At 61.3% G+C, this 21,170-nt stretch carries 21 protein-coding genes and 2 pseudogenes; 10 read left to right on the plus strand and 13 right to left on the minus strand.

The features are described 5' to 3' along the window. Positions 1–232: 232 nt before the first annotated feature. Entirely contained in the window at positions 233–2,803 is a 2,571-nt protein-coding gene (locus JJC00_RS23300) for a DEAD/DEAH box helicase (RefSeq protein WP_246773888.1), read from the minus strand. A 520-nt stretch (positions 2,804–3,323) separates the two neighbouring features. Beyond that, positions 3,324–3,494 (minus strand): annotated as a pseudogene (locus JJC00_RS38770) (hypothetical protein); the annotation flags it as partial. Positions 3,495–3,714: 220 nt separating this feature from the next. On the opposite strand from JJC00_RS38770, the gene JJC00_RS23305 reads away from it, so the two are divergent. Beyond that, on the plus strand, positions 3,715–4,176 hold the full coding sequence (locus JJC00_RS23305; protein WP_200468259.1) for a cupin domain-containing protein: 462 nt from the start codon (positions 3,715–3,717) through the stop codon (positions 4,174–4,176). A gap of 17 nt (positions 4,177–4,193) precedes the next feature. On the opposite strand, the gene JJC00_RS23310 is transcribed toward JJC00_RS23305, so the two are convergent. After that, on the minus strand, positions 4,194–4,769 hold the full coding sequence (locus JJC00_RS23310; RefSeq protein WP_200468260.1) for a DUF308 domain-containing protein: 576 nt from the start codon (positions 4,767–4,769) through the stop codon (positions 4,194–4,196). Positions 4,770–4,858: 89 nt separating this feature from the next. Further along, the gene (locus tag JJC00_RS23315; protein ID WP_200468261.1) at positions 4,859–5,443 is read right to left on the minus strand and encodes a TetR/AcrR family transcriptional regulator; all 585 of its coding nucleotides are present in this window, start codon (positions 5,441–5,443) and stop codon (positions 4,859–4,861) included. Between the two features lie 76 nt (positions 5,444–5,519). Here JJC00_RS23315 and JJC00_RS23320 point away from each other — a divergent pair, with 76 nt between their 5' ends. From JJC00_RS23320 to JJC00_RS23335, 4 genes and pseudogenes are all read left to right on the plus strand, one after another. After that, entirely contained in the window at positions 5,520–6,017 is a 498-nt protein-coding gene (locus JJC00_RS23320) for a peptide deformylase (protein ID WP_200468262.1), read from the plus strand. 386 nt (positions 6,018–6,403) lie between these two features. Continuing rightward, on the plus strand, positions 6,404–7,006 hold the full coding sequence (locus JJC00_RS23325) for a restriction endonuclease subunit S (protein ID WP_200468263.1): 603 nt from the start codon (positions 6,404–6,406) through the stop codon (positions 7,004–7,006). Positions 7,007–7,046: 40 nt separating this feature from the next. Then, a complete protein-coding gene (locus JJC00_RS23330; RefSeq protein WP_200468264.1) occupies positions 7,047–8,315 on the plus strand; it encodes an HsdM family class I SAM-dependent methyltransferase in 1,269 nt (422 codons plus the stop codon). A gap of 12 nt (positions 8,316–8,327) precedes the next feature. Continuing rightward, positions 8,328–8,441 (plus strand): annotated as a pseudogene (locus JJC00_RS23335) (peptide deformylase); the annotation flags it as partial. A 32-nt stretch (positions 8,442–8,473) separates the two neighbouring features. Here the strand turns inward: JJC00_RS23335 and JJC00_RS23340 are convergent. From JJC00_RS23340 to JJC00_RS23350, 3 genes are all read right to left on the minus strand, one after another. Continuing rightward, entirely contained in the window at positions 8,474–8,836 is a 363-nt protein-coding gene (locus JJC00_RS23340; protein ID WP_200468265.1) for an ArsR/SmtB family transcription factor, read from the minus strand. After that, the gene (locus tag JJC00_RS23345) at positions 8,836–9,498 is read right to left on the minus strand and encodes an SRPBCC family protein (protein WP_200468266.1); all 663 of its coding nucleotides are present in this window, start codon (positions 9,496–9,498) and stop codon (positions 8,836–8,838) included. The genes JJC00_RS23340 and JJC00_RS23345 overlap by 1 nt, the downstream gene beginning before the upstream one ends. Before the next feature lie 111 nt (positions 9,499–9,609). Further along, positions 9,610–10,281 (minus strand): TetR/AcrR family transcriptional regulator, encoded by a 672-nt coding sequence (locus JJC00_RS23350; RefSeq protein ID WP_200468267.1) that lies wholly within the window; start codon positions 10,279–10,281, stop codon positions 9,610–9,612. Between the two features lie 77 nt (positions 10,282–10,358). Between JJC00_RS23350 and JJC00_RS23355 the strand changes: the two genes are divergently transcribed. Next, positions 10,359–11,498, plus strand: a complete 1,140-nt coding sequence (locus JJC00_RS23355; protein WP_200468268.1) for an FAD-dependent oxidoreductase — start codon at positions 10,359–10,361, stop codon at positions 11,496–11,498. A 24-nt stretch (positions 11,499–11,522) separates the two neighbouring features. After that, positions 11,523–12,032: a GFA family protein gene (locus JJC00_RS23360; protein ID WP_200468269.1), complete on the plus strand. Its 510-nt coding sequence runs from the start codon at positions 11,523–11,525 to the stop codon at positions 12,030–12,032. Positions 12,033–12,162: 130 nt separating this feature from the next. Here JJC00_RS23360 and JJC00_RS23365 read toward each other — a convergent pair whose 3' ends face one another. Beyond that, entirely contained in the window at positions 12,163–13,044 is an 882-nt protein-coding gene (locus JJC00_RS23365) for an AraC family transcriptional regulator (protein WP_200468270.1), read from the minus strand. Between the two features lie 244 nt (positions 13,045–13,288). Here JJC00_RS23365 and JJC00_RS23370 point away from each other — a divergent pair, with 244 nt between their 5' ends. Then, positions 13,289–13,681 (plus strand): VOC family protein, encoded by a 393-nt coding sequence (locus tag JJC00_RS23370; protein ID WP_200468271.1) that lies wholly within the window; start codon positions 13,289–13,291, stop codon positions 13,679–13,681. On the opposite strand, the gene JJC00_RS23375 is transcribed toward JJC00_RS23370, so the two are convergent. After that, entirely contained in the window at positions 13,678–14,586 is a 909-nt protein-coding gene (locus JJC00_RS23375; RefSeq protein WP_200468272.1) for a LysR family transcriptional regulator, read from the minus strand. The genes JJC00_RS23370 and JJC00_RS23375 overlap by 4 nt on opposite strands. 274 nt (positions 14,587–14,860) lie before the next feature. Here JJC00_RS23375 and JJC00_RS23380 point away from each other — a divergent pair, with 274 nt between their 5' ends. After that, positions 14,861–15,595: an SDR family NAD(P)-dependent oxidoreductase gene (locus JJC00_RS23380; RefSeq protein WP_200468273.1), complete on the plus strand. Its 735-nt coding sequence runs from the start codon at positions 14,861–14,863 to the stop codon at positions 15,593–15,595. Between the two features lie 13 nt (positions 15,596–15,608). Further along, positions 15,609–16,208: an NADPH-dependent F420 reductase gene (locus tag JJC00_RS23385; RefSeq protein WP_246773889.1), complete on the plus strand. Its 600-nt coding sequence runs from the start codon at positions 15,609–15,611 to the stop codon at positions 16,206–16,208. A gap of 163 nt (positions 16,209–16,371) precedes the next feature. Here JJC00_RS23385 and JJC00_RS23390 read toward each other — a convergent pair whose 3' ends face one another. The 4 genes from JJC00_RS23390 to guaA all read right to left on the minus strand — a co-directional run bounded on the left by JJC00_RS23390 (position 16,372) and on the right by guaA (position 21,063). Then, the gene (locus JJC00_RS23390) at positions 16,372–18,165 is read right to left on the minus strand and encodes a DUF2326 domain-containing protein (RefSeq protein WP_200468274.1); all 1,794 of its coding nucleotides are present in this window, start codon (positions 18,163–18,165) and stop codon (positions 16,372–16,374) included. Next, positions 18,152–18,400, minus strand: coding sequence for an ABC-three component system middle component 8 (locus JJC00_RS23395; protein WP_200468275.1), 249 nt, complete (start codon positions 18,398–18,400; stop codon positions 18,152–18,154). Before JJC00_RS23395 ends, JJC00_RS23390 begins: the two co-directional genes overlap by 14 nt. Beyond that, complete coding sequence (locus JJC00_RS23400; protein ID WP_200468276.1) at positions 18,387–19,349, minus strand: ABC-three component system protein; 963 nt, start codon at positions 19,347–19,349, stop codon at positions 18,387–18,389. The genes JJC00_RS23395 and JJC00_RS23400 overlap by 14 nt, the downstream gene beginning before the upstream one ends. 115 nt (positions 19,350–19,464) lie before the next feature. After that, positions 19,465–21,063, minus strand: coding sequence for a glutamine-hydrolyzing GMP synthase (gene guaA / locus JJC00_RS23405; protein ID WP_200468277.1), 1,599 nt, complete (start codon positions 21,061–21,063; stop codon positions 19,465–19,467). Positions 21,064–21,170 lie beyond the last annotated feature (107 nt).

The raw sequence follows: 21,170 nt of genomic DNA on the forward strand, positions 1-21,170 counted from the left end.
GGTCTGTCTGGGTGGAAGACGAATGGAAATGGCGAAAGCAGACAGGTATTGCGACATTTTTTAAGGCAGGCACTCGTGACCCGCCGGCAAGATGCCGAAAACAACCCCATGCACAGTAGCCAACCGCAGCGGTATCAATGACTTACGATGCGCATCAATTGCGATGCAGGGGACTTGCGATGGCAAGCCGCGAATCCCATTACACCGAAAGCGCCGGTCTTCCCGCGTCCGGCTACGCGTCGAACAACGCGTTCACGTCGCCCTCCGTAAGGGCCGATGCTATGCCGCCGTCGCGATCGAACAGGCCGTCGGCGAGCGCGCGCTTCCTGGCCTTGAGCTCGTCCATCTTCTCCTCGATGGTTCCCGCAGCCACCAGCCTGTAAACGAAGACGGCCTTGTCCTGCCCGATCCGATATGCCCGATCAATTGCCTGTTCCTCGACCGCAGGATTCCACCAGGGATCGAAGATGACGACGGTATCGGCAGCAGTCAGATTGAGGGCGACACCGCCTGCCTTCAGGCTGATCAGAAAAACATCGGCCGTGCCGCCCTGGAAGGCCTCAATCGCCGCCTTGCGGTCCCTCGTCTCGCCGGTGAGCAGACTGTAACGCAGACCGTCGGCGTCGAAGCGTTTCCGGATCAGATCGAGCATGGAGGTGAACTGCGAGAAGACGATGATCTTGCGCCCCTCGCTCAGCAGTTCTCCCACCATCTCGATCAGACGATCGAGCTTGGCGGACGGACGATCGAGGCCGTCGTTCAGTTTCAGCAATGCCGGATCGCAACAGGCCTGCCGCATCCGCAGCAGAGCCTCGAGCACCACGATATGGCTCTTGGCGAGGCCGCGCTTGGCGATGGCCTCGCGAACCTTGCGTGACATCGTGAGTCGTATCGAATCGTAGAGGTCGCGTTGCGGTCCTTCCAGCACGATGGTCTCGACCATCTCGCTCTTGGCCGGCAGCTCCGTCGCCACCTCCGTCTTGGTACGGCGCAACAGAAAAGGCTTGACGCGGCGCGCCAGCGCCGTCGTTCGCACCTTGTCGGCACGCTTCTCGATCGGCGTGCGCCACCGGCGCGAAAAGGCGGCCTTGTCGCCGAGATAACCCGGGTTGACGAAACTCATGATCGACCAGAGCTCCCCGAGGTGATTTTCCATCGGCGTGCCCGTGAGGCAGAAGCGGTGCTTCGCTTTCGTCTCACGCAGCCATCGCGTGGTCGCAGCATCAGGGTTCTTGACCGTCTGCGCCTCATCCAGCACCGCCATGTGCCACTCCCGCGCCAGCAGAGTTTCGCGGTCCCGTGCAATCAGCGGATAGGTGGTCAGGACCAGATCGTGGTCCCCGATGGCATCAAACTTGTGCTTGCGATCCGCTCCGTGCAGGACGAGCACCTTCAGGTCGGGCGCGAACCTTGTCGCCTCGGCGGACCAATTCGTCATCAGGCTGGTCGGTGCGACGACCAGCGCGGGATTGGCGAGGTGACCTCGCGCCTTCTCCAGCGCAATCAAAGCCAGGATCTGGACGGTCTTGCCCAACCCCATATCGTCGGCGAGGATTCCGCCCAACCCGCTCTCGCGGAGCAGGTCGAGCCATGCCACGCCCTGGGCCTGATAGGTCCGAAGCGTGGCGCGAAAGGTCGACGGCAATTCCGGCGCAGTCAGCCCTCTCGTCTGGAGCAGGCCCGCAAGCCGCCGGAGATTGTCGGCGCTCCGAAAAGCGAAATGCTCGTTCTCGACGCCGAGCAGCGGAACGACTTCGGCGCGCGATAGCCTGACCTTGCTGGAGGCGTCATCGAATGCGCCGCTCATGTGCAAGCCGTGCAGCGCCAGCACGAGCGGCAGGAAGCGGTCGGCAGCCAGCGCGAGATGCCGGCCGTCGGCCAGCGGCAGAAGGAAACGTTCGCCCTTGCCGGCGAGTTGGGTCAACAATTCGGGACTGAAGCCGGGCGCCGAAACCAGCGCGGCGAGAAGCGGGGCGAGATCGCGTCGCTCGCCATCGATCTCGATGCCGAGTGCCAGCTCGAACCAGTCGATGCCACTGGTCTCGAGCGTCGCATCGAACTCACCCGAGGAGTCCGCGAGCCGGAACGGAAAATCGTCGTCGATCAGGATCTCGAAGCCTTCCGATCTCAGCTGCTCGGCGTGCCGCGCGAGAAAATCGAACCAGCCGCGCTGGTCGCTCAGCGTGAGATCCGTGGCATGACGGTAGTCGAGCAGCGGAAACGCCGACCTGGCATCGGCCAGACCGGTATCGGAAAGGCGCTTGCGCGCCTGCTTCTCTTTCCCCTGCCGGCGTGCGATCGCATAGACCTGCCCGCCTTGAAACAGCTCCAGCCGGCTCGCTCGCTGGCTCGGATCGATGTCAAACGCACCGTAGCGGAAGCCGAGGCTGGCCACGGCGGCGGGACCGGAGTGTTCGCTCTTGTTGCGATAGTAATAATAGCTTGGACCGACATGCCCGAGCTTCAGCCGCAGCACGGGACGTGGATCCTCATCGATGAGCACTGCAGTCGCCGGAGGCACCGGCAGGAGGCCGTGGTGAAGCTCGGGCAGCCTTTGGCTCAGGCGGCGCGACACCTCTTCGAGCTTCGCGCGCGGAATCGAAGGTGCAGCCAGGAACTGGCAGGCGAGCCGCGGCGGCAGACCGAGCTGCACGGGTCCGATCACACCATTGGCTTCCTCGACATAGACCGGCGGTTCGGCATTGAGCGCGACTGCCCCTGGCACGACGAGGTGAGGCGCAACGCCGCGCCCGCTGCCCGGCTTCCATTCGATCCGACCCTCGCGCGCCTCGCCCCAGCCCAACGGCGCCCGCTTGTGGCCAGAACGCGCGGCCGGTCGCAACGATCCGGCGCAACAGCTCTTCGGGGTACGGCCCTTGGGAATAGTAGTTGCGGACGCGGCTGTGTACCTCCGCGACGATGTCGACGTCGACATCACGGAAGTATTTGGGCGCCCGTTCCGGCTTGAACTCGTACGGGCTGGGACTGCCGTAATTGTCGGCATAGTCTCCGCCCTTGCGCAGCCGGACCGATCGCAGGGACACCGCGAGATAAGGCATCGCCCCGTCCGACGGATGCAGGCAATAGAGCAATCGCTGGCTCTCATCGGCGGCATAGTCGCTGCTCCGCGCCGCGCGGCCGACACTGTCGATCCAGCTGTCGACCTCGAAACCCAGGACCGGCGGAGCCGACGGCGCCTGCGTCTTGGCGGGCTTGGCTGCCGGCGCGCCGGGTACAGACGCCAATTTCAGAGAATCCTTGCCGTTCAGCGCCTCAAGCAGCGTCGCCGCGACATGTTTGCAGTTGAAGGCCATCGGACAACTGCAATCGCCATCGAGGTCGGTGAGCCTGTCGTCCTCGAACTCCAGCTGAATGTCGACGCGATATTTTTTCGATTCGCTGCCTCGCACCTGGGAACTGACGTGGCTTAGGTCATCGCTGACCTCCACGCCCGAGACGCGGCCCTGCGCCTGATAGGCGTGTGCCTTCTCCATCGCCGATCGGCTGAAGTAACTGTAGATTTCCTTGCGCTTGAGAACGTCCGAGAGCACTTGCAGCGATTCCGATATCCCGCGCGCAACATAGCCGTTTCGACCAGGTCATTGTAGCCGTGAAATCCGGTTCACCAGCTGAAGGAAAGAGTCGGGACCGATGCCTCTGGCATATCCCGTTGGGTTCACTTAAGTTTCAAAGATATGTTCCGGGGAACAGCCCATGCCAAAAATCGACGTCGCTGCCGTCCCGGCCCGCAAGGGCTCCGGCTATCCCGCGCCCTTCAGCGCCGCTTGCGCAGACCGCATCCGGCAACGGCTCGGCAATGCGGGCGGACTGAAGGATTTCGGCGTCAATCTGATGCGCCTGCCGCCAGGCAATTGGTCGAGCCAGCGGCACTGGCACTCGCACGAGGACGAATTCGTCTACGTGCTCGAGGGCGAAGTGGTGCTGATCGAGAACGACGGCGAAACCGTGTTGCGCGCCGGCGACTGTGCCGCCTTCCCGAAAGGCAGCGGCAACGGCCACCACATGATCAACCGGTCAGACGCGGAGGCCGTTTATCTCGAGGTCGGCTCGCGCTCACCCGACGATCTCATCACGTGCTCCGACATCGACATGATGAGCCCTGCATCGGATGGCCGGTTCCTGCACAAGGACGGCACGCCCTACCCCGGCGAATGAACAGCACCTGCTAGGCCTCACGCGGCCGCACGCCGGCGCCAGTCGCTGACGATGAGCCATACGGCCGAAACCAGGAAGTAGAACGCACCGACCCCGGCATAGCCCGCGACATTCGCGATCGACGGCACCGCAGGCGTCGAGGCTTGAAAGATGAAGAAGCCGCCCGCGAGCGCCGACTGACCACCGCTGAGCACCATGGCCCATTGCGCGCCAAAACTTTTCCAGCGCCGGATCGCCGTCCCCAACTGCAGTAAGCCGGACAGGATCGCCCACGCGCCGAAGACGCCGAGCACCCAGTTCATGCTCGTTTGCAAGGCGAGAAGGACCGCGATGGTGGTCGCGAGGCTGACCACAACGTTCAGCGCCTGCGTGCGATTTTGAGTGAGGCCGCCACTGCGCAAGGCGTCCACAAAATTGGCTGCGGCGTCCCATGCCGGATAGAGCACGAGCAACGCGCCGCCAATCGCCGCAGACGACGGTGCGACGGCAAACGCGGCAACGACCCAGGTGACGGAGAACGCCGCGCGGAGGAAGTAGTATTGCTTGAGCCATTGCTCGCGATCGTCACGCACGAGATCCATTTGCTGCGTCATTGCCTTCGCTCCTTTACCTACTAGTTGGTAATTTCACGCGCGACGACATACCTTCCCCGACGCCCGCGGGGTATGTCGTCTCGCCGATGTCAGTGTTTCCCGGACAGCCGATCCAGCAGCGGAGCGGTGATCACACCGAACATTTTGGGATCACCATAGGCACGCGCCGACAGCATCGCGCCGTGAATGGTCGCCATGAATCCTTCAGCCTCGACCCGGGCCGTGCCGGAGAATTTCAGTTGCCCCTTCCGCTTGCCGCGCTCCATCACCGACGTCAGCCAGGACGCCAGCGAGCGGAAATGCGAGCGGACTTCGAGCGCCACCTCCTCCGGCAGGATCGGAAGCTCGCTCGCCAGCAGCGCACAGACGCAAAAGGGTGCCCTCGCATCGCCGATGCACGCCTCCCAATACCGGACATAGCTCTTGAGCTGCTCGCGCGGGTCCGGAACGTTGCGCTCGAGCGCCGCCAATCCCGCCTCGGCCTCCTCGCGATAGCGCGACACCAGCGTGCGGACCAGGTCGACCTTGCCGGCGAAATGGTGGTGGATGCTCGGCTTGCGGATGCCGACGACTTCGGCGACGTCCGCATAGCTAAAGCCGTTGTAGCCGCCCGCGATGATCAGCGTGCGGGCGCAGGCCAGAATGTCGTCGGCAGTCGAGGAAACGTTGGTCATGGATGGTAGCTACCTTCCAGTTGGTAGGGCGTCAAGAACCGGGTGCTTCACTCCCCCGTGAGTGGTAGGAGCCTGCATGACCATTCGCCCGATTGTCCGCTACCCCGACCGCCGGCTCACCATGCCCGCCCGCCCCGTCACCGCCTTCGACGCTGGCTTGCGCGAGCTGGCAGCCGACCTGCTGGAGACAATGCGCGCCGCGCCCGGCATCGGCATCACCGCGCCGCATGTCGGCGTGCCCTTGCGGCTCGTCGTGCTCGAGCTCGACGCCAAGATGGGCGCGCAGACCTACGTCAATCCGCAAGTCGAATGGGCCTCGCCCGAGATGATCCTGCACAAGGAAGGCAGCGTCTCGATGCCCGGCGTCAACGACGAGGTGCAGCGCCACGCCCGCGTGCGCATCAGCTATCGCGATCTCGACGGCAACACGCGAGCTGAGGAATCCGACGGCTTGCGAGCCGTCTGCCACCAGCACGAGATCGACCAGCTCGACGGCCTATTCTGGATCCAGCGGCTGTCGCGGCTGAAGCGCGAACGGCTGGTGAAGAAGTATGAGAAGATGTCGGGGCGGTAAGGAATTGGCGAGCGACCGAACTCGAAGAACTCCACTCAGCCGACCTCCCGGATGTGCGCGGAGCCGAGGCCGGCCATTTCCGCATCCAATTACCCAGCGCTGCGCGCTCCGACCAGTCCGAGGAGCGCGCCCACAGCCGCGGTGAAAGCATGTGCAAGCACCCCCTGGGCAGCATCTACTGACTGGCCGCCCAATCCGCTAATCGCGAGCCAAACCAGCCCTGCTCCGCTCAGCAGGACGATAGCAAAGACCATCGCAACAATGAGTCGGAAATTCCACACTATGACACCTCCTCCATCGCCAAGACGAGGAATATTTACTCAGTATGAATCATACTGTCAAACGGAATATTGAAAATACTGAACGACCAGCCTAAGATTGCCTCCATGAAGACGATCCCTCTTAGAGCGCTCGCGAAATCCCTTTTCATGGGCGTCAATGCGAGCCGCCTTTCCAAAACCCCCCAAGGCATCGAAGCGGTGCCGATCATTCACATCAAGGACGTCGTTGAAAACGCCGTCCTTGATGTCGACCGGCTTGAGAAGATCGATCTACCTGAAACGCAACAGCACTCACGGCAGCGCCTGCGCCCTGCCGACATCTTACTAAGTGCTAGGGGAACGCTGATGAAATGCGCCGTCATCCCTCCGTCGCATTCTGATACGGTAGCGAGCGCCAACTTTATTGTCGTTCGGCTTAGAGAGCATTCTGTGCTCCAGCCAGAATTGCTTTGGGTTTTCCTTCGCCACCCATCCACGCAAGCCCGTCTGCTCAGCAAGGTCACGGGGACCGCTCAGCCTGCACTTAACATCCGAGCGATTGAGGAACTATCGATCCCGATTCCTCCTCAGGAGGTTCAATCCGATCTTGTTCGTCTAACTCTTCTAGCCGAACAGCAATATCGATGCGCCGTCGAAAGCGCCAAGCTACGTCAGGAGGAAGCCATGGAAATTGTGGCTCGGCACATGGACCCTCACGATGCCTGCTGAACAGATCGATTGGGCACAGTGGGACTGGCGGCTACGGACCATGATGGACGTTGGCCGCACGTCAAAATCCTTGGCTCTAAAAGAACCCCTAGCTTTGCTCGGCATTTTGTACCTGGATCGACAAGTCTCACTGGCCGATAGAATAGTCGATCCGCTGCGCTTTGTTCTCTCGCTAACCGCCGAGATTGAGAACCGAAGCAATCTTCGAGGGCGGCCGCTGAGCCGAAATATCTTCTCTCGGTTCGAGGCTATCGAGCCGCGTATACTCGGGAGTTGGCTCCAAACCGCATTGGAGCCCTGTCCGCTCGAGGGTTTCGCTCACTGGTTCTCATCCAGATTGGATGAGCTCGGCTTTGAGTACCCCTACGACACTCCATCCTCTTTATCTCGGCTCGTCGACTCACTGTTTGCAAATCGATTTCCGACCTCTATTCTCGACCCAGCTTGCGGAACCGGCGGCTTGCTTGCGGCTATGGCCGAAAGGCATAGCCAGGCGGCAGTATTGGGCCAAGAAATCAGCCCTGAGGCACATGCATGGGCCCAATTGCGTTTCCTAGTGCTTGGTCTCCCCAATGTGACTTTGCTTGAAGGTAATGCGCTCAATGACGCAGCATCGGATCGCTGCATGCCAGACGGCGGATTTGATATGATTTTGACGAATCCACCTTTCGGACAACAGATCGAAGCCGATAGAGCGATGCCGCCGCACTCACCTAAACTTGGCGTCGAGTTCGTTGGACGAGTAGTAAGCGAAACTGCATATGTGAACAAAATAGCGGACTGGCTCTCAAGCTCAGGAATTGCTGCAGTCGTGGTGCCTAACGGCTTCCTGTCGCGCGCAGGGACGGACCGGAAGCTACGCGAAGCATTGGCCTCGACTGACATGCTGCAGGCAATTATAGGGTTGCCGGAGCGGCTGTTCGCACCAGCGACCGCCATTGGAACGGCCATACTTATTCTGAACCGTCGAAAACCTGACGACCAAAGAGGACGAGCACTCTTTGTAGAAGCCCGAGGACAAGGGGCTCGCGACGGCAATCGAGTGACTTTGACGGATGATACTATTGAGCGAATTAGATCGAGGTATTCCGACTGGCAGAACGAAGACGGATTCTCGCAAGTTGTTTCATTCGAGCGGTTCGACCCTGAGATATCTTCGTTCTCGCCGAGCGCATATGTAAAACAATCCATAACGACTGAAATGAACCCTAGTGTTCGGCGCGCTCGTATCCTCGAACTGGATCGGCAGCACGCAATTCTCAGTCAACAGTATGAAGCGCTCAGATCAAAACTCGATCAATCCGGATAAGCCCTCTCTCACGTCTGCCACCAGCACGAGATCGACCAGCTCGACGGCATCTTCTGGATCCAGCGGCTGTCGCGGCTGAAGCGGGAGCGGCTGATCAAGAAGTACGAGAAAATGTCGCGACCGTAGAGCGGATTGGTTAGCCCGCAGCTGCGCGAAGCTCAGGCCCTTTTCCCGCCCCGCTTGGTCATTGGTGCATTGCGACGCTCGCGTTTGCCGCGCGCGATCTCCGTCGCCAGCGCATCGAGCTTCGGCTCCCAGAAATTCCTGAACTGGCCGATCCAGGCATCGACCGCGCGGAGACCCGCAACGTCAACCGAATAGAGCCGTCTTTGCGCTTCCGCGCGAACCGTTGCGAAGCCGCTCTCGCGCAGCACCTTGAGATGCTGCGACACGGCCGCCTGCGTGATCCCGTATTCGGCCCCGATCACTTCGACGACCTCACCGGACGCCATTTCGCCGGGCGCGAGCAATTCGAGAATGCGGCGGCGGACGGGATCGGCGAGGACTTCGAAGACGTGCATCAGCTTCCTGTGCCGGGATGTGCGATGTCGGGCGGCATCTCGCCGCGATAGAACGCGATGGTACGATCCGAGCGCTGCTTCGCTGAGACAGGATCGACGCCGCTTGCGACGTGCGCCGCGCGCCAATGTTCGCCACTTGTCGTCATAAAGTCCTTGCCCGCAGGCGAGCCCATCCACGCCTCGGCCGTCTCATGGTCGACCGATGCCCCGCTCGCAAGATATCGCTCAAGTCCCGCAATGGCGAGGTCCCAACCGATCCCGACCGCACCTGGACCGAACTGATTCCAATGATCCTCGATGATCGCGGTGTGCTCCAGCGTCAAACGCGCCTGACTTCGTTCTGCGGTGAGCTTGACGTCGATCCAGCTCACCGCGCCGCCGAACTCCCACGTCGCTGCAAAATGGGTCGGCGGCGAACACGCCATGATCGTGCCGCCGGCATTCCCCTTGAGCTGGTATTTTCCGCCGAGCTGGAGGTCTCCTTCGACTGGCAAGAACCAGCGCGGAATGCGCTCCTTGCTGGTCACGGCGTCCCAGAGATCGTCAACGCTGGTGTCGTAGAGCCGCGTCAGCGTCACCGCACTGGCCGGCTTCCCGTCCTTTTCGAAATTTGTCACCGAACGCGTAACGAGCCCCAAGACCCTGGCGACGTCGATCTCCATCACGATCCTCCTTGTCGGTCAGCAAGGATGAATATCGATCTATACTAATATAAGTCAAGTCTTATATTCGAGGCCGAATGCCGGGCAGTTCGCGAATGCGCCCTGTGCGCCCTACCGGACCGTGCCGATCCCTGCCAGGATCAAATCGACGCCCGCGAGAAATTGCGCGCTATCGTCGTGGTCGCGGAGCTGCGTCGCCATCTGGCGCACGAATGGATATTTCGCAGGATCGAGCGCTTCCCACTGCGCTGCGACCGAGGCGAGGAAAGCCGATCGATCCGTATCCGGGGCATGAACGCGGGCGTTCGCGGCGTTCTGTCCGGCAACGCCGAGGATGTAGTGCACCAGCGCCGACGCGGAATCGAACTGCGCGGCGTGGGGTACGCCGAGCGCCTGGAGCCGTCCGCCGACGCTTTCGATGATCTCCAGCATCGCGGGCCGCCAAGGCTCGCGAAAGAGCTGCGCACCGACCCAGGGATGGACATCGATCGCGTCGAACACGCCGAGCGCGACGGCGCGGATCGCATCGCGCGGCTTGGCGCCGCCGGCCACCTCGGACATGACGCGGGCGATGACCTCGTCGGTCGCAGCCGCAAGCAGGTCGCCCTTGTCGGCAACGTGCCAGTAGATCGCCCCGCTGCCGGTTGCGAGATGCGCCGCGAGCGCGCGGACGGTCAGCGCGCCCTCGCCGCCGCTGTCGAGAATCTCGATCGCGGCCGCGATAATCCGCTCCCGCGAGAGCGCGTCGGTGCGCCGTTCAATCCGGTGAGTCTTCTTCGCCATGGTCGCCATCTTGACATGAATGGAACGATGTTCCAATAATATGGAACGTCGTTCCATTGTCTTTGGTAAAGAACCTGATGACGCCCCCGGTCACAATTGTCGGTGCAGGCCTTGGCGGCCTCACCCTCGCCCGCGTGCTCTACCTGCATGGCATTCCCGTCACCGTCTACGAGGCCGAGGCTTCGCCGATGGCGCGGACGCAAGGCGGGATGCTCGACATCCACGACGACAGCGGGCAGCTCGCGCTGAAGGCCGCAGGCCTGTTCGAGGAATTCCGCAGCCTTATCCACGAGGGCGGCCAGGCCTCGCGCGTGCTCGACCAGAACGGCAAGGTGCTGCTCGACGAGGAAGACGACGGCACGGGCGGACGGCCCGAGGTGCGCCGCGGTGCGCTGCGGCGCATCCTGCTGGAGTCCCTGCCCGCGGAGACCATCCGGTGGGGCAAGAAGCTTGCGCGCGTCATTGCACGCGGCGGCGGGCGGCATGAGCTGACATTCGCCGACGGTTTTAGCGCGAGCACACATCTCCTCGTCGGCGCTGACGGTACGTGGTCGAAGGTGCGGCCGCTGCTGTCGGACACGACGCCCACATATGTCGGCGCGTCCTTCATCGAGACTTATCTGCACGATGCGGACGCACGGCATCGTGCTGCGGCTGAGGCGGTCGGCGGCGGCGCCCTGTTCGCGAACGCTCCTGGCAAAGGCATCTTCGCGCACCGCGAGCCGGACAGCGCGCTTCACGTCTACATCGCGCTGAAACGTCCCGCCGAATGGTTCACCGCGATCGATTTTACCGATGTCCCCACCGCAACGGCGTGCGTCGCGGCCGAATTCGACGGCTGGGCGCCGGCGCTCACCGCGCTGATCACCGACGCAGATACGCCGCCGGTGCTGCGCATGCTCCACACGCTGCCCAACGACCATCGCTGGGAGCGCGTGGGTGGGATGACGCTGCTCGGCGATGCAGCGCATGTGATGCCGCCGGCCGGCGACGGCGCAAACCTCGCGATGCTCGACGGCGCCGAGCTCGGCAAGGCTATCGTTGCGCACCCAGACGACATCGAGGCGGCACTTGCGACTTACGAAGCCGCGCTGTTCCCGCGCAGCCAGTCAGCCGCAGTCGGCGCGCACGAGATCCTGGAGCTCTGCCTCGGCGAACGCGCCCCGTTCGGCCTGGTGGACTTCTTCAGCGGAATGCGCGAGAGGATGTCGGAGTGATCCATCCTCGTGGTGATAGCCAACATGCCCCCTGCTCCCAGCATGATCGCAACATGCGCCTGCGGTGAAGTCGAAGTCAGAGCGTTCGGCAAGCCTATCGTCAGCGCCGCCTGTTATTGCGATGACTGCCAAAAGGGTGCGGCCGAGATCGAGGCTCTGCCGAACGCCCCCGCTGTGCGCGATCCCGACGGCGGGACGGCCTATACGCTTTACCGCAACGACCGGTTCGAATGCTCCAGGGGAGCCGAACGCCTGAAGCGTCATAAGCTCAAGGAGACGTCGCCGACCAACAGGGTTGTCGCAACGTGCTGCAATTCGGCGATGTTCGTGAATTTCGATCGCGGCCCGCACTGGGTCTCGGCCTACCGGGCGCGATTCCACGGCGACCCGCCGCCCCTGCAGGCTCGGATCTGCACGAAGTTCAAACCGGATGGTGTTGTGCTTGTGGACGATGTGCCGAGCTACAATCGCTTTCCGCCAAGCTTCATCATCAAGCTGCTCACCTCGCGCATCGCAATGGCGCTCGGAAGATGAACGCGTAGAACGTAGGGCGGATCAGCGAAGCGCAATCCGCCATCCTGAGCACGCCACGTTGAGTGATGGCAGATTACCCCGGCGGACTGCGCTTCGCGCAGCCGCGGGCAAATCCGCCCTACGAAGCACGCTACTTCAGCGACAGGAAAACGTCCGCGACCGCCTCGTGCTCCGGCACCTCCGGGAACAGGCTCAGCCGCTGGCAATAGATCGGGAAGTCGCGTGCTTCCTCGCCGCTGGCCGGAAGCCAGTCGCGATAGAGATAGAGCGCGGCGGGCTCCAGATTGTCGGTGAAGCCGACGACGCGCAGCACCGCGCAGCGTCCGCCGGGGATCTCGCCGGCCTTGATCTTTTCGCCATTCGCCTCGATCGGTTGGTCGGTCCCGACACAAAGATCGATGCTATATTCGTCCTGTTGCGCGGGACGCCCCTCGGAATGCCAGACATTGAAGGTCGGATTTGTCCTGGGGTGCAGGCCGGCGGCCCTGCGCCACGCGATAAACCGCCGGATCGTGTCACCAAGCGTCTCCGGGCTCCCCCGATGCTCCATGATCGCCACCCGCGTGGGGTGCACATCGCGTATCGTCACGTCGCCAGTCGTGAAGTTCTTCTGCATGAGCTTGCTCCTCGCATTGTCGAGAGGCCCGAAGGCCGCAAGCCACGGCTCCCAGTCCGGCGATTTCCGGAACGACGACGGTGATTGCCCGAACCGTTGCCGAAAGGCGCGGGCGAAGGCGTCAGGTGCGTCGTAACCAGCATCCATCGCGATGTCGGTGACGCCCAAAGCGTCATTGTAGGCCAGCTGATGCGACGCGCGCTTCAGACGCGCGAGCTGGACATAGCGATGCACTGACAACCCGAAGGTCGCCGTGAATTGCCGGTGGAAGTGAAATTTCGAGAAGGCCGCAACGGCGCTTAAGCCGTCCAGGTCCAGATCCGCGTCGAGATGCCGGTCGATATGGTCCAGCACCCGCCGCATCCGGGCCTGATAGTGTTGCAGTGCCTCCGTCATCGTCCCTCCTCCGTGGCGGCTCGAGTTAGGCCGGGATGGCCGTGATGCGCTCGACCGATCTTGCGGTCTGGAAGGCATCGCGGCGAAATTTCCGACGATTGCTTACAGTTCGAAGGATGGGTGGAGCGGAAGCGATACCTGGCCATCCCTTGCGCTGGCCTTATGGCCTAGCCCTATGGTCCAATTGAGTACATACGTTATTATCTTTCGTCAAAAGACCGGCCGGTCAACCGAGGCCCCGCGAATGAAAAGCTTGAACAATCTCGAGTGCGTGACCCTCTTCGTTGACGACCTCTCGCGCGCGAGGACATTTTACGAGGCTGTGTTCGACGCCAGGCCGATCTATTCTGACGCCGTATGCAGCGTGATCGGGCTCGGTGGCGTCATGGTCAATTTGCTACAGGAGACGGAAGCACCGCAGCTCGTGCAGCCGGTCGTGCCTGCTGCTTCAAGCGCCGGACCTCGCATGCTCATGACCATTCGCGTCGACGATGTTGATGAAGCCTGCGCGAAGCTGCGGCAAAGCGGCATAGACTTGGTAAATGGCCCCATCGATCGTCCCTGGGGTCGTCGCACCGCCGTCTTTTCCGACCCATCCGGTCATATGTGGGAGATCGCGCAGGAGATACCCTCCTAGAAGCCGTCCTCGTCGCGCGATACGGACAGTCCCGCGAGAAGCGGCGCGTACGCGGCGAGCCTGTGGGACACGAACTCGGTGAAGAGCCGCACGCGCTTCGTCTTGCGTGTCTCCCCTCGCGTGAGAAGCCACACCGTTCCGTACATGTGCAGGTCGGTGCCCGGCACCCTCACCAGGTGGGGGTCGGCATCGCCGACGAAGCACGGCAGTGTCGTCATCCCGAGCCCTTGGCGTACTGCAGCGATCTGCGCCTCGCCGTCCGTGGTCCTGAATGGTACCCCCGTGGCGCGAACCTCACCCTCACGGGCCCAGTCCGGAATTCCATGAATGCTTATGACGATCCACCGGATGGGATCAGGCGCGCCCGCGCGCCACGCGGCCAGTCGATCGCGGGACATGTAGACGCCGCCGCACAGCTCCGGCCCCTTCAGGCCGTGAAGATTGAGCGGCAGGGTTTTGCGGTCGTAGACGACGCGGATCGCGACGTCGGCCTCCCGGTTGGTCAGATTTGCCAGCTCGCCGGACGACAAGATGTCCATCTCGATATCCGGATGCAGACGCGCGAAATCGGCGAAGTCCGGCATGAGCAGGCGTGTCGCGAGGGACGGCGCCAGCGTCACCCGCAGAAGCCCGCGCACGCTCTGGTCGCGCCCGAAGACGCGCGTCTCCAGCTGGTGCGACGACGCTTCCATCTGGTCCGCGAACTCGAGGACCTCTTCGCCCGCAGTCGTCAGGCGGTAGCCCGAAGGCAACTTCTCGAACATGTGCGCCCCGAGGCGCTGCTCGAGCTGGGCGATGCGTCGCAGCACGGTTGAGTGATTCACCCCGAGGCGCTCCGCGGCAGCCCGGACCGAGCCTCCACGCGCGACGGCCAGAAAATAACGAACGTCATCCCAGTCGATCATGGTGCAATCCGGCACCGCGCGGTGCCCCTTCCAAAGCCCGTATCGAGCCCATCGAACAGTAATATGGCGGTCATTGTGGCCTATGTCGACGCGTGCGGTCTCATTCCGAACGGCGGATACCGATCGTCGCGGCCGAGATCAGTCGTCCAGCCGGATCGATTTCGCACCACCGATGTGCGCGCTTCCGCACTCAACGCCTGACGCCCGCGGACCCATCTCCAGGTCCTCGGGGCCCTCCCCGAGCGACCAAAGGCGGAGCCTGAAAGGAGAAGTTATGGGAAAGTTGGACGGTAAGGTTGCAGTCATCACGGGTGGATCAAGCGGCATGGCGCTGGCGAGCGCCAAGCGGTTCGTTGAAGAAGGCGCTTATGTTTTCATCACGGGCCGGAGGCAGGAGGCGCTCGACGAGGCCGTCGAGCGGATTGGCCGGAACGTGACCGGCGTGCGCGGCGATGCGGCCAATCTCGACGATCTCGACCGTCTGTTCGACACGGTCAAGCGGGACAAGAGCAGGATCGACGTCCTGTACGCGAGCGCCGGCATAGGCGAAGCCGTCCCACTGGGCGAGATTACCGAGCAGCATTTCGATGCGACCTTCGGCCTGAATACGCGCGGCACGCTGTTTACGGTTCAGAAGGCGCTGCCGCTGTTCAACGATGGCGGATCGATCTTCATGACCGGGTCTGTTGCTTCGCTGAAAGGTTTTCCTGGTTACAGCGTGTATGCGGCGAGCAAGGCGGCGTTGCACGCATTCGCACGCGGGTGGCTCAACGAACTGAAGGGCAGGAATATCCGGGTGAACGTGCTGCACCCGGGGCCGATCGCCACGCCGATGCAGGACCAGGTTCTGACCGAAGAGGCGAAGCGGATGTTCGAATCCCTGATCCCGCGGGGAAAGATGGGTCGTCCTGAGGAAATTGCGGCGGCCGCGCTGTTTCTTGCATCAGAGGATTCGAGCTTCGTGAACGGACTGGAGTTGTCTGTCGACGGCGGCTTCTCGGCCATCTGAAAGGAGAAGCATTATGAGCTACGCAATTGTAGGCTTCGGTAAGATTGGCCAGGCCCTCGCCCGTGCCTTCGCCCGTAAAAACATCGACGTGACCGTCGCGAGCCGCCGGCCGCCCGACGCGTTGGCACCGCTGGCGCGGGCGATTGGACCCACCGTCGTCGCCAAGTCGCTGCGGGAAGCAGTCGAGGCCGACACAATTATCCTGGCGGTCCCGTTCGGGGAGCATCGCGAGGTTGCGAAGGCCCTGCCGAGCTGGAAAGGCAAGACGGTCATCGACGCGATGAACGCGTTAGTTCCCGCTGAGGAGCTGGACGGTCTTCTGTCCTCCGCCTTTGTCGCGAAGGCGTTCACCGGCGCCAAGCTCGTGAAAGGTTTCAATCACCTGATTGCGGCCACCCTGGCTGCCGATCCGATCGTCGAGGGCGGCCACCGGGTCGTCTTTCTGTCGAGCGACGACGAAGACGCGACCGCTCCCGTGGCGGCCTTGGCCAAAAAACTCGGGTTCGCACCCGTCAAGCTGGGCAAGCTCAACGAGGGTGGCGCGCTGGTGCACGCACGCCGCCGCGTTTGGGGCCAGCTCATCTTCCAGGATTTGTTCAGGAAGGAGCAGTGATCGGCGTATCGGCGCCGTTCGAAGAGCGGGCTGCGGTGACCGTGCACTAAATTAATTAGTGCACTGTCGGTGCCCCAGCTGTTTTATCGCAGCATTGACGCGAGCGTGCGTGTGAGATGGTTCAATTGGGCGCCACCGCCAGGCCGAACCAATTTTCCTGCGATCACCACGGCTTCATTTTAAAAAGCCGACCACTATCACCTTCGTCATGAAGCAGCACGACGATTTCAGACTGATCGAATACGGCATCATCATCGACACGCGGCGGCAAATCGGAATCAATTAGCGTGATGATCGACTGCAATCCGAGCGCGGTATAACGCCGGATCACGCCGAGTAGATTTTCCTTCTTCCGATCATCGAGCGATTCAAACAGGCCATCGTGGAAGGCGAAGCGCGGAAAACCATCGCTGAGATGCGCGCGCAGAAGAGCCAAGTCGAACGCAATGCAAAGCAGCTTCTTGTAGCTAAATCCGCGATCGGCGCTGGTTGCAATGCCAGCATCGTCAAGCAACTCAGCGCGGAAATCGAGATGCCCGTACTGGTTAACGACCACGCTGAGCAGTGCCTTTTGATCTATCACGTCTTCAACGATCTCGTTGAAGAATAGCCGAATCTTTGAAAACAGACTTTCGCTATCGGCATTCTTGGCCTCAACGTCGGCCTCGATCGCCGCCTGCAAGTGAGTCTTTTCCTCGGCAATTGTGCGGATTTCGGTCCGCAACTGCTGAAGCCTATGTACAAACTCACGTTGCCGCTCAAGCCCCTCGATGTCAGCGCGCAGGTTCACCATCTCTCCCGAGAGGCGCTTGTACTTCGCGAAAGAATCGGTGCTGCTCAGAAATGCGAGCATTTCAGAACGGCGTTTGCCGAGCGCGTTTAACTCCGAGTTGACAGTTTTCAGCTCGGCTTCGATCTCGGCACGCTCCTCAACCAGATATCCTCTCCGCTCGTCGGTGATTGCCTTATTGAAGGAAATTAATTGTTGGAAATCGCGTTTGATTTGGCCAGCGAAATACACGCCAGCCTCTCGGAACAGCTCGCCCGCGTCCTCGGGGTTGAAGAGAATCTGGTCCGCCTCCAGCGAGGCGATGACCTTCTTCCGGTTCTGCGTAAGCGAGTAGCGTCGCTGGTTTAGCGCGGCGATACGCTCGTCGACCTGATCGACGAGCTGCTTAGTATCGGCCTTGTCTTGGGTTCGGAAGTCGAAGGCGTCGAGAAGCGTCTGCTTCTTGTCTACTTCCTGTCGCTTGAGTAGCAAGAGGCCGTCGATCTTGCCGGCGTCCTCTATCTCGCCCCCCAACTCTTGGCGAATCGTAGTCGCCTTCTGCTCTTTCTCCTTGAGCTCATCCTCCTTGGCGTAGTGCTGGGTGATCTGTTCAGCATTGAATCCGAGGATATGCGCCAGGAACGGCTTCCAGTCGGCATGCGAGTTAGCAAACTTCCGCAGTTGGAAGACATCGCGGAAATCATCCTGAGACCGCAGGAAATAGCCGAGCCCCTTACGATAGTCCCACGGCTTCAGAGCCCGCCAATCCAGCAGGCTGTCAAGCAGCTCCTTGGCGCGATCAAATGGAACGTCGAAGTGATCCCATTCCAGCTCGGAGAGCGTCGAAAAATCTTGATGACGAGCCGCATGCTTCTTGAAAGCGATCTTCGAAGCTTCGGCGACACTGCGACGGACCGTAACATAATTTCCGTCAAGGAGTTCGATCTCTAAAAGGAACACAAACTCCTCAAAGCGATCGAGGTGTTTGAACAGAAAGAACTTCGCATCTCGGCCCGCAAGAAAGCCGAAGTCGAGCAAACGACCAAGCGTCGTCTTGCCGAGATTATGCGTATCGCGATCGCGATTCTCGGGTAGTCGGATCTGCGCTAGCACCACATTGAGCTCGGGCTCGAACTCGACCGGTGTAAACTCAGCGGGTCGATTGGAATAAAGCTTAGACGGCTTCATTCTGCCCCACATATTCAATGGCATCAGTCTTGGGATGATATTCGATCAACCCAAGCAGGTAGAGAAAATTAAGTGACGGAAGGAACAGCACATCACCACCAATGACTGCTTTGCGGACGAAAGCGAGCAACGCGTCATATTCGCATATGCGTTGCGCGCGCAGTCGAGCAAGCATTAAAAGCGCAACATTGATGACGGTTCGATCAGGATGGGAGTGTTTGCTAGGTCTCAACATCGGCGACCTCCCCGATGTCGCAATTCCAATACATATAGAACAGTACGGCGCGGGTCAGGCGCTTGTGTTGCTTTTGGCGCAGGATTGGATCGCGCTGAAACAGAAGATCAAGCAAATACTCCATGACGGAATCAAAATTTTGGAAGTCCTTCCGCTTCGAAATGATCTTCATCTGGAACTCTTCAGTAGCTGCCTCGTAAGACTTGAGTATCTCCAAATTTTCCGGCGCCGCCAGAAATGTCCGAATTTGCGCAGTATCCTTGAGGTAGCGCCTGCGAAGAGCGGTCGCATACTCCGGTGTCATATTGTTGAGGGCATTCTTCTCCTCATAAGAAATTCGGCCACTCGGCGGCACGTCTAGGATGGCCGACAGATCAGCTTCGTGGCTTGCAATCGCCTCGACGACGACAGCTAGCTCATCGGGCGATACAATCAACGGAGAGTCGACCGGATCGAGATCCGCGAGCGTCGGCACTTCCAGAAAATGCCTCATATAGAGTTCGAGCTGCTCGATCCCACAGAGGTAGATCGACCCTTCGGGTAGCCCGCACTGCTCCGCGATGTGCTGAGTAATGTTCTGGTCGGCGTTACCAGCCAGACGTCGGTTGGCGAATAGCATGTAATGATCGAGCTGCTTGTTCTTGCGCAGCTTTTCGATGCGCGGCACTTCCTTCCCGATCACCGTGTCCTGAGATTTGGGACTATAAAAATCTGCTTCGCCGAAGTGGCGATTGTAGCCATTCGTGTGTTTCGCCTGGACAACCACGGTACCGGTCCAAGGCTCAGCCTTGCTCGGATGAAGTTCGGCGGTACCGACAAATTTGGCGTCTCGGCCACCATCAGGGCCCTTAGCAAAACCCTTCACCGACATGCCGAGCAGCCGTTGGCACAACAGCACAATCAGCCTTTCGAACTGATCCTCACTGAGGTCCTCATAGGCGAATTTCATGCTGGCACCCTTGCGCGTCCCAGCCTCGACGAGCAAACCGTCTGGACCCGCGTAGATTTGGGTCTAACACATGAGTCTAGTGGGCGGGAACTACGCTATTCCGCCCGCCTCCCCCTCACTCCCACTCAATCGTCCCAGGCGGCTTGCTGGTCACGTCGTACACCACCCGGTTCACGCCCCTCACCTCGTTGATGATGCGCGTGGCGGTCTCGCCCAAAAACTTCATGTCGAACTGGTAGAAGTCCGCGGTCATGCCGTCGGTTGAGGTGACGGCGCGCAGGCCCACGACGTAGTCGTAGGTGCGGCCGTCGCCCATGACGCCGACCGTCTTGACCGGGAGCAGCACGGCAAAGGCCTGCCAGATGTCGTCGTAGAGGCCGTGCTTGCGGATCTGGTCGATGTAGACGGCATCGGCCTTGCGCAGGATGTCGAGCTTGTCGCTCGTGATGTCGCCGGGGCAGCGGATGGCGAGGCCGGGGCCCGGGAACGGGTGGCGGCCGACGAAGATTTCGGGCAGGCCCAGCTCGCGGCCGAGCTTGCGGACCTCGTCCTTGAACAGCTCGCGCAAGGGCTCGACGAGCTTCATGTTCATGCGCTCGGGGAGCCCGCCGACATTGTGGTGCGACTTGATCGTCACCGAGGGGCCGCCGGTGAAGGAGACGCTCTCGATCACGTCGGGGTAGAGCGTGCCTTGCGCCAGGAAGTCGGCGCCGCCGAGCTTCTTGGCTTCCTGTTCGAACACCTCGATGAAGAGGCGGCCGATGGTCTTGCGCTTGGTTTCGGGGTCGGTGACGCCTTCGAGCTCGCCCAAAAACTGTTTTGAGGCATCCACATGTACGAGCGGGATGTTGTAGTGGTGGCGGAACAGGTCGACCACGGTCTTGGCTTCGTCGAGGCGCAGCATGCCGTGATCGACGAACACGCAGGTCAGCTGGTCGCCGATGGCTTCATGGATCAGCACGGCCGCAACGGCTGAATCGACGCCGCCGGAGAGGCCGCAGATCACCTTGCCCTTGCCGACTTGGCTGCGGATCTTCTGGATCTCCTCCTCGCGGAAGGCGCGCATGGTCCAGTCGCCGGAGAGGCCCGCGATCTTGCGCACGAAATTGCGGATCAGTTTTGCGCCATCGGGCGTGTGCACCACTTCGGGGTGGAACATCAGGCCGTAATATTTGCGCGTCTCGTCCTGGATGATCGCGAAGGGCGCGTTCGGCGAGGTGCCCGCGACCGAGAAGCCCGGCGGCATCTTGGTGATGCGGTCGCCATGGCTCATCCAGACCTGGTTCTTGCCGCCGAGCGACCAGACGTCCTCGAACAGCTTGCTCTCGGCCTTGACCTCGACATCGGCACGGCCGAATTCGCGGTGATGGCCGCCCTCGACGGTGCCGCCGAGCTGCTCCGCCATGGTCATCTGGCCATAGCAGATGCCCATCACCGGGACGCCGGAGGCGAAGATCGCTTGCGGGGCGCGGGGCGAGCCGGCCTCATGGACCGACTCCGGGCCGCCGGAGAGAATCACCGCTTTCGGCTTCATCTCCCTGAAGGCCTGTTCGGCTTTGTTGAACGGGACGATCTCGCAATAGACGCCGTCCTCGCGCACGCGACGCGCAATCAGCTGCGTCACCTGGCTGCCAAAGTCGACGATGAGAATCTTGTCATGCGCCGAGGCCACGGAGAGCGTCGACGCGGAGCGGTCGTTCTGTGCTGCTGTCATGGCAAGCAGATACGCGACCACGCCCCTGCCCGCAACCGCGTGGCGGCGCGCGCCCACATTCTTCTTTAGGCATGGACAAATGGATATAGGTAAGTATTATTGACCTA

Source organism: Bradyrhizobium diazoefficiens (assembly GCF_016616885.1).
GTDB lineage: Bacteria > Pseudomonadota > Alphaproteobacteria > Rhizobiales > Xanthobacteraceae > Bradyrhizobium > Bradyrhizobium diazoefficiens_F.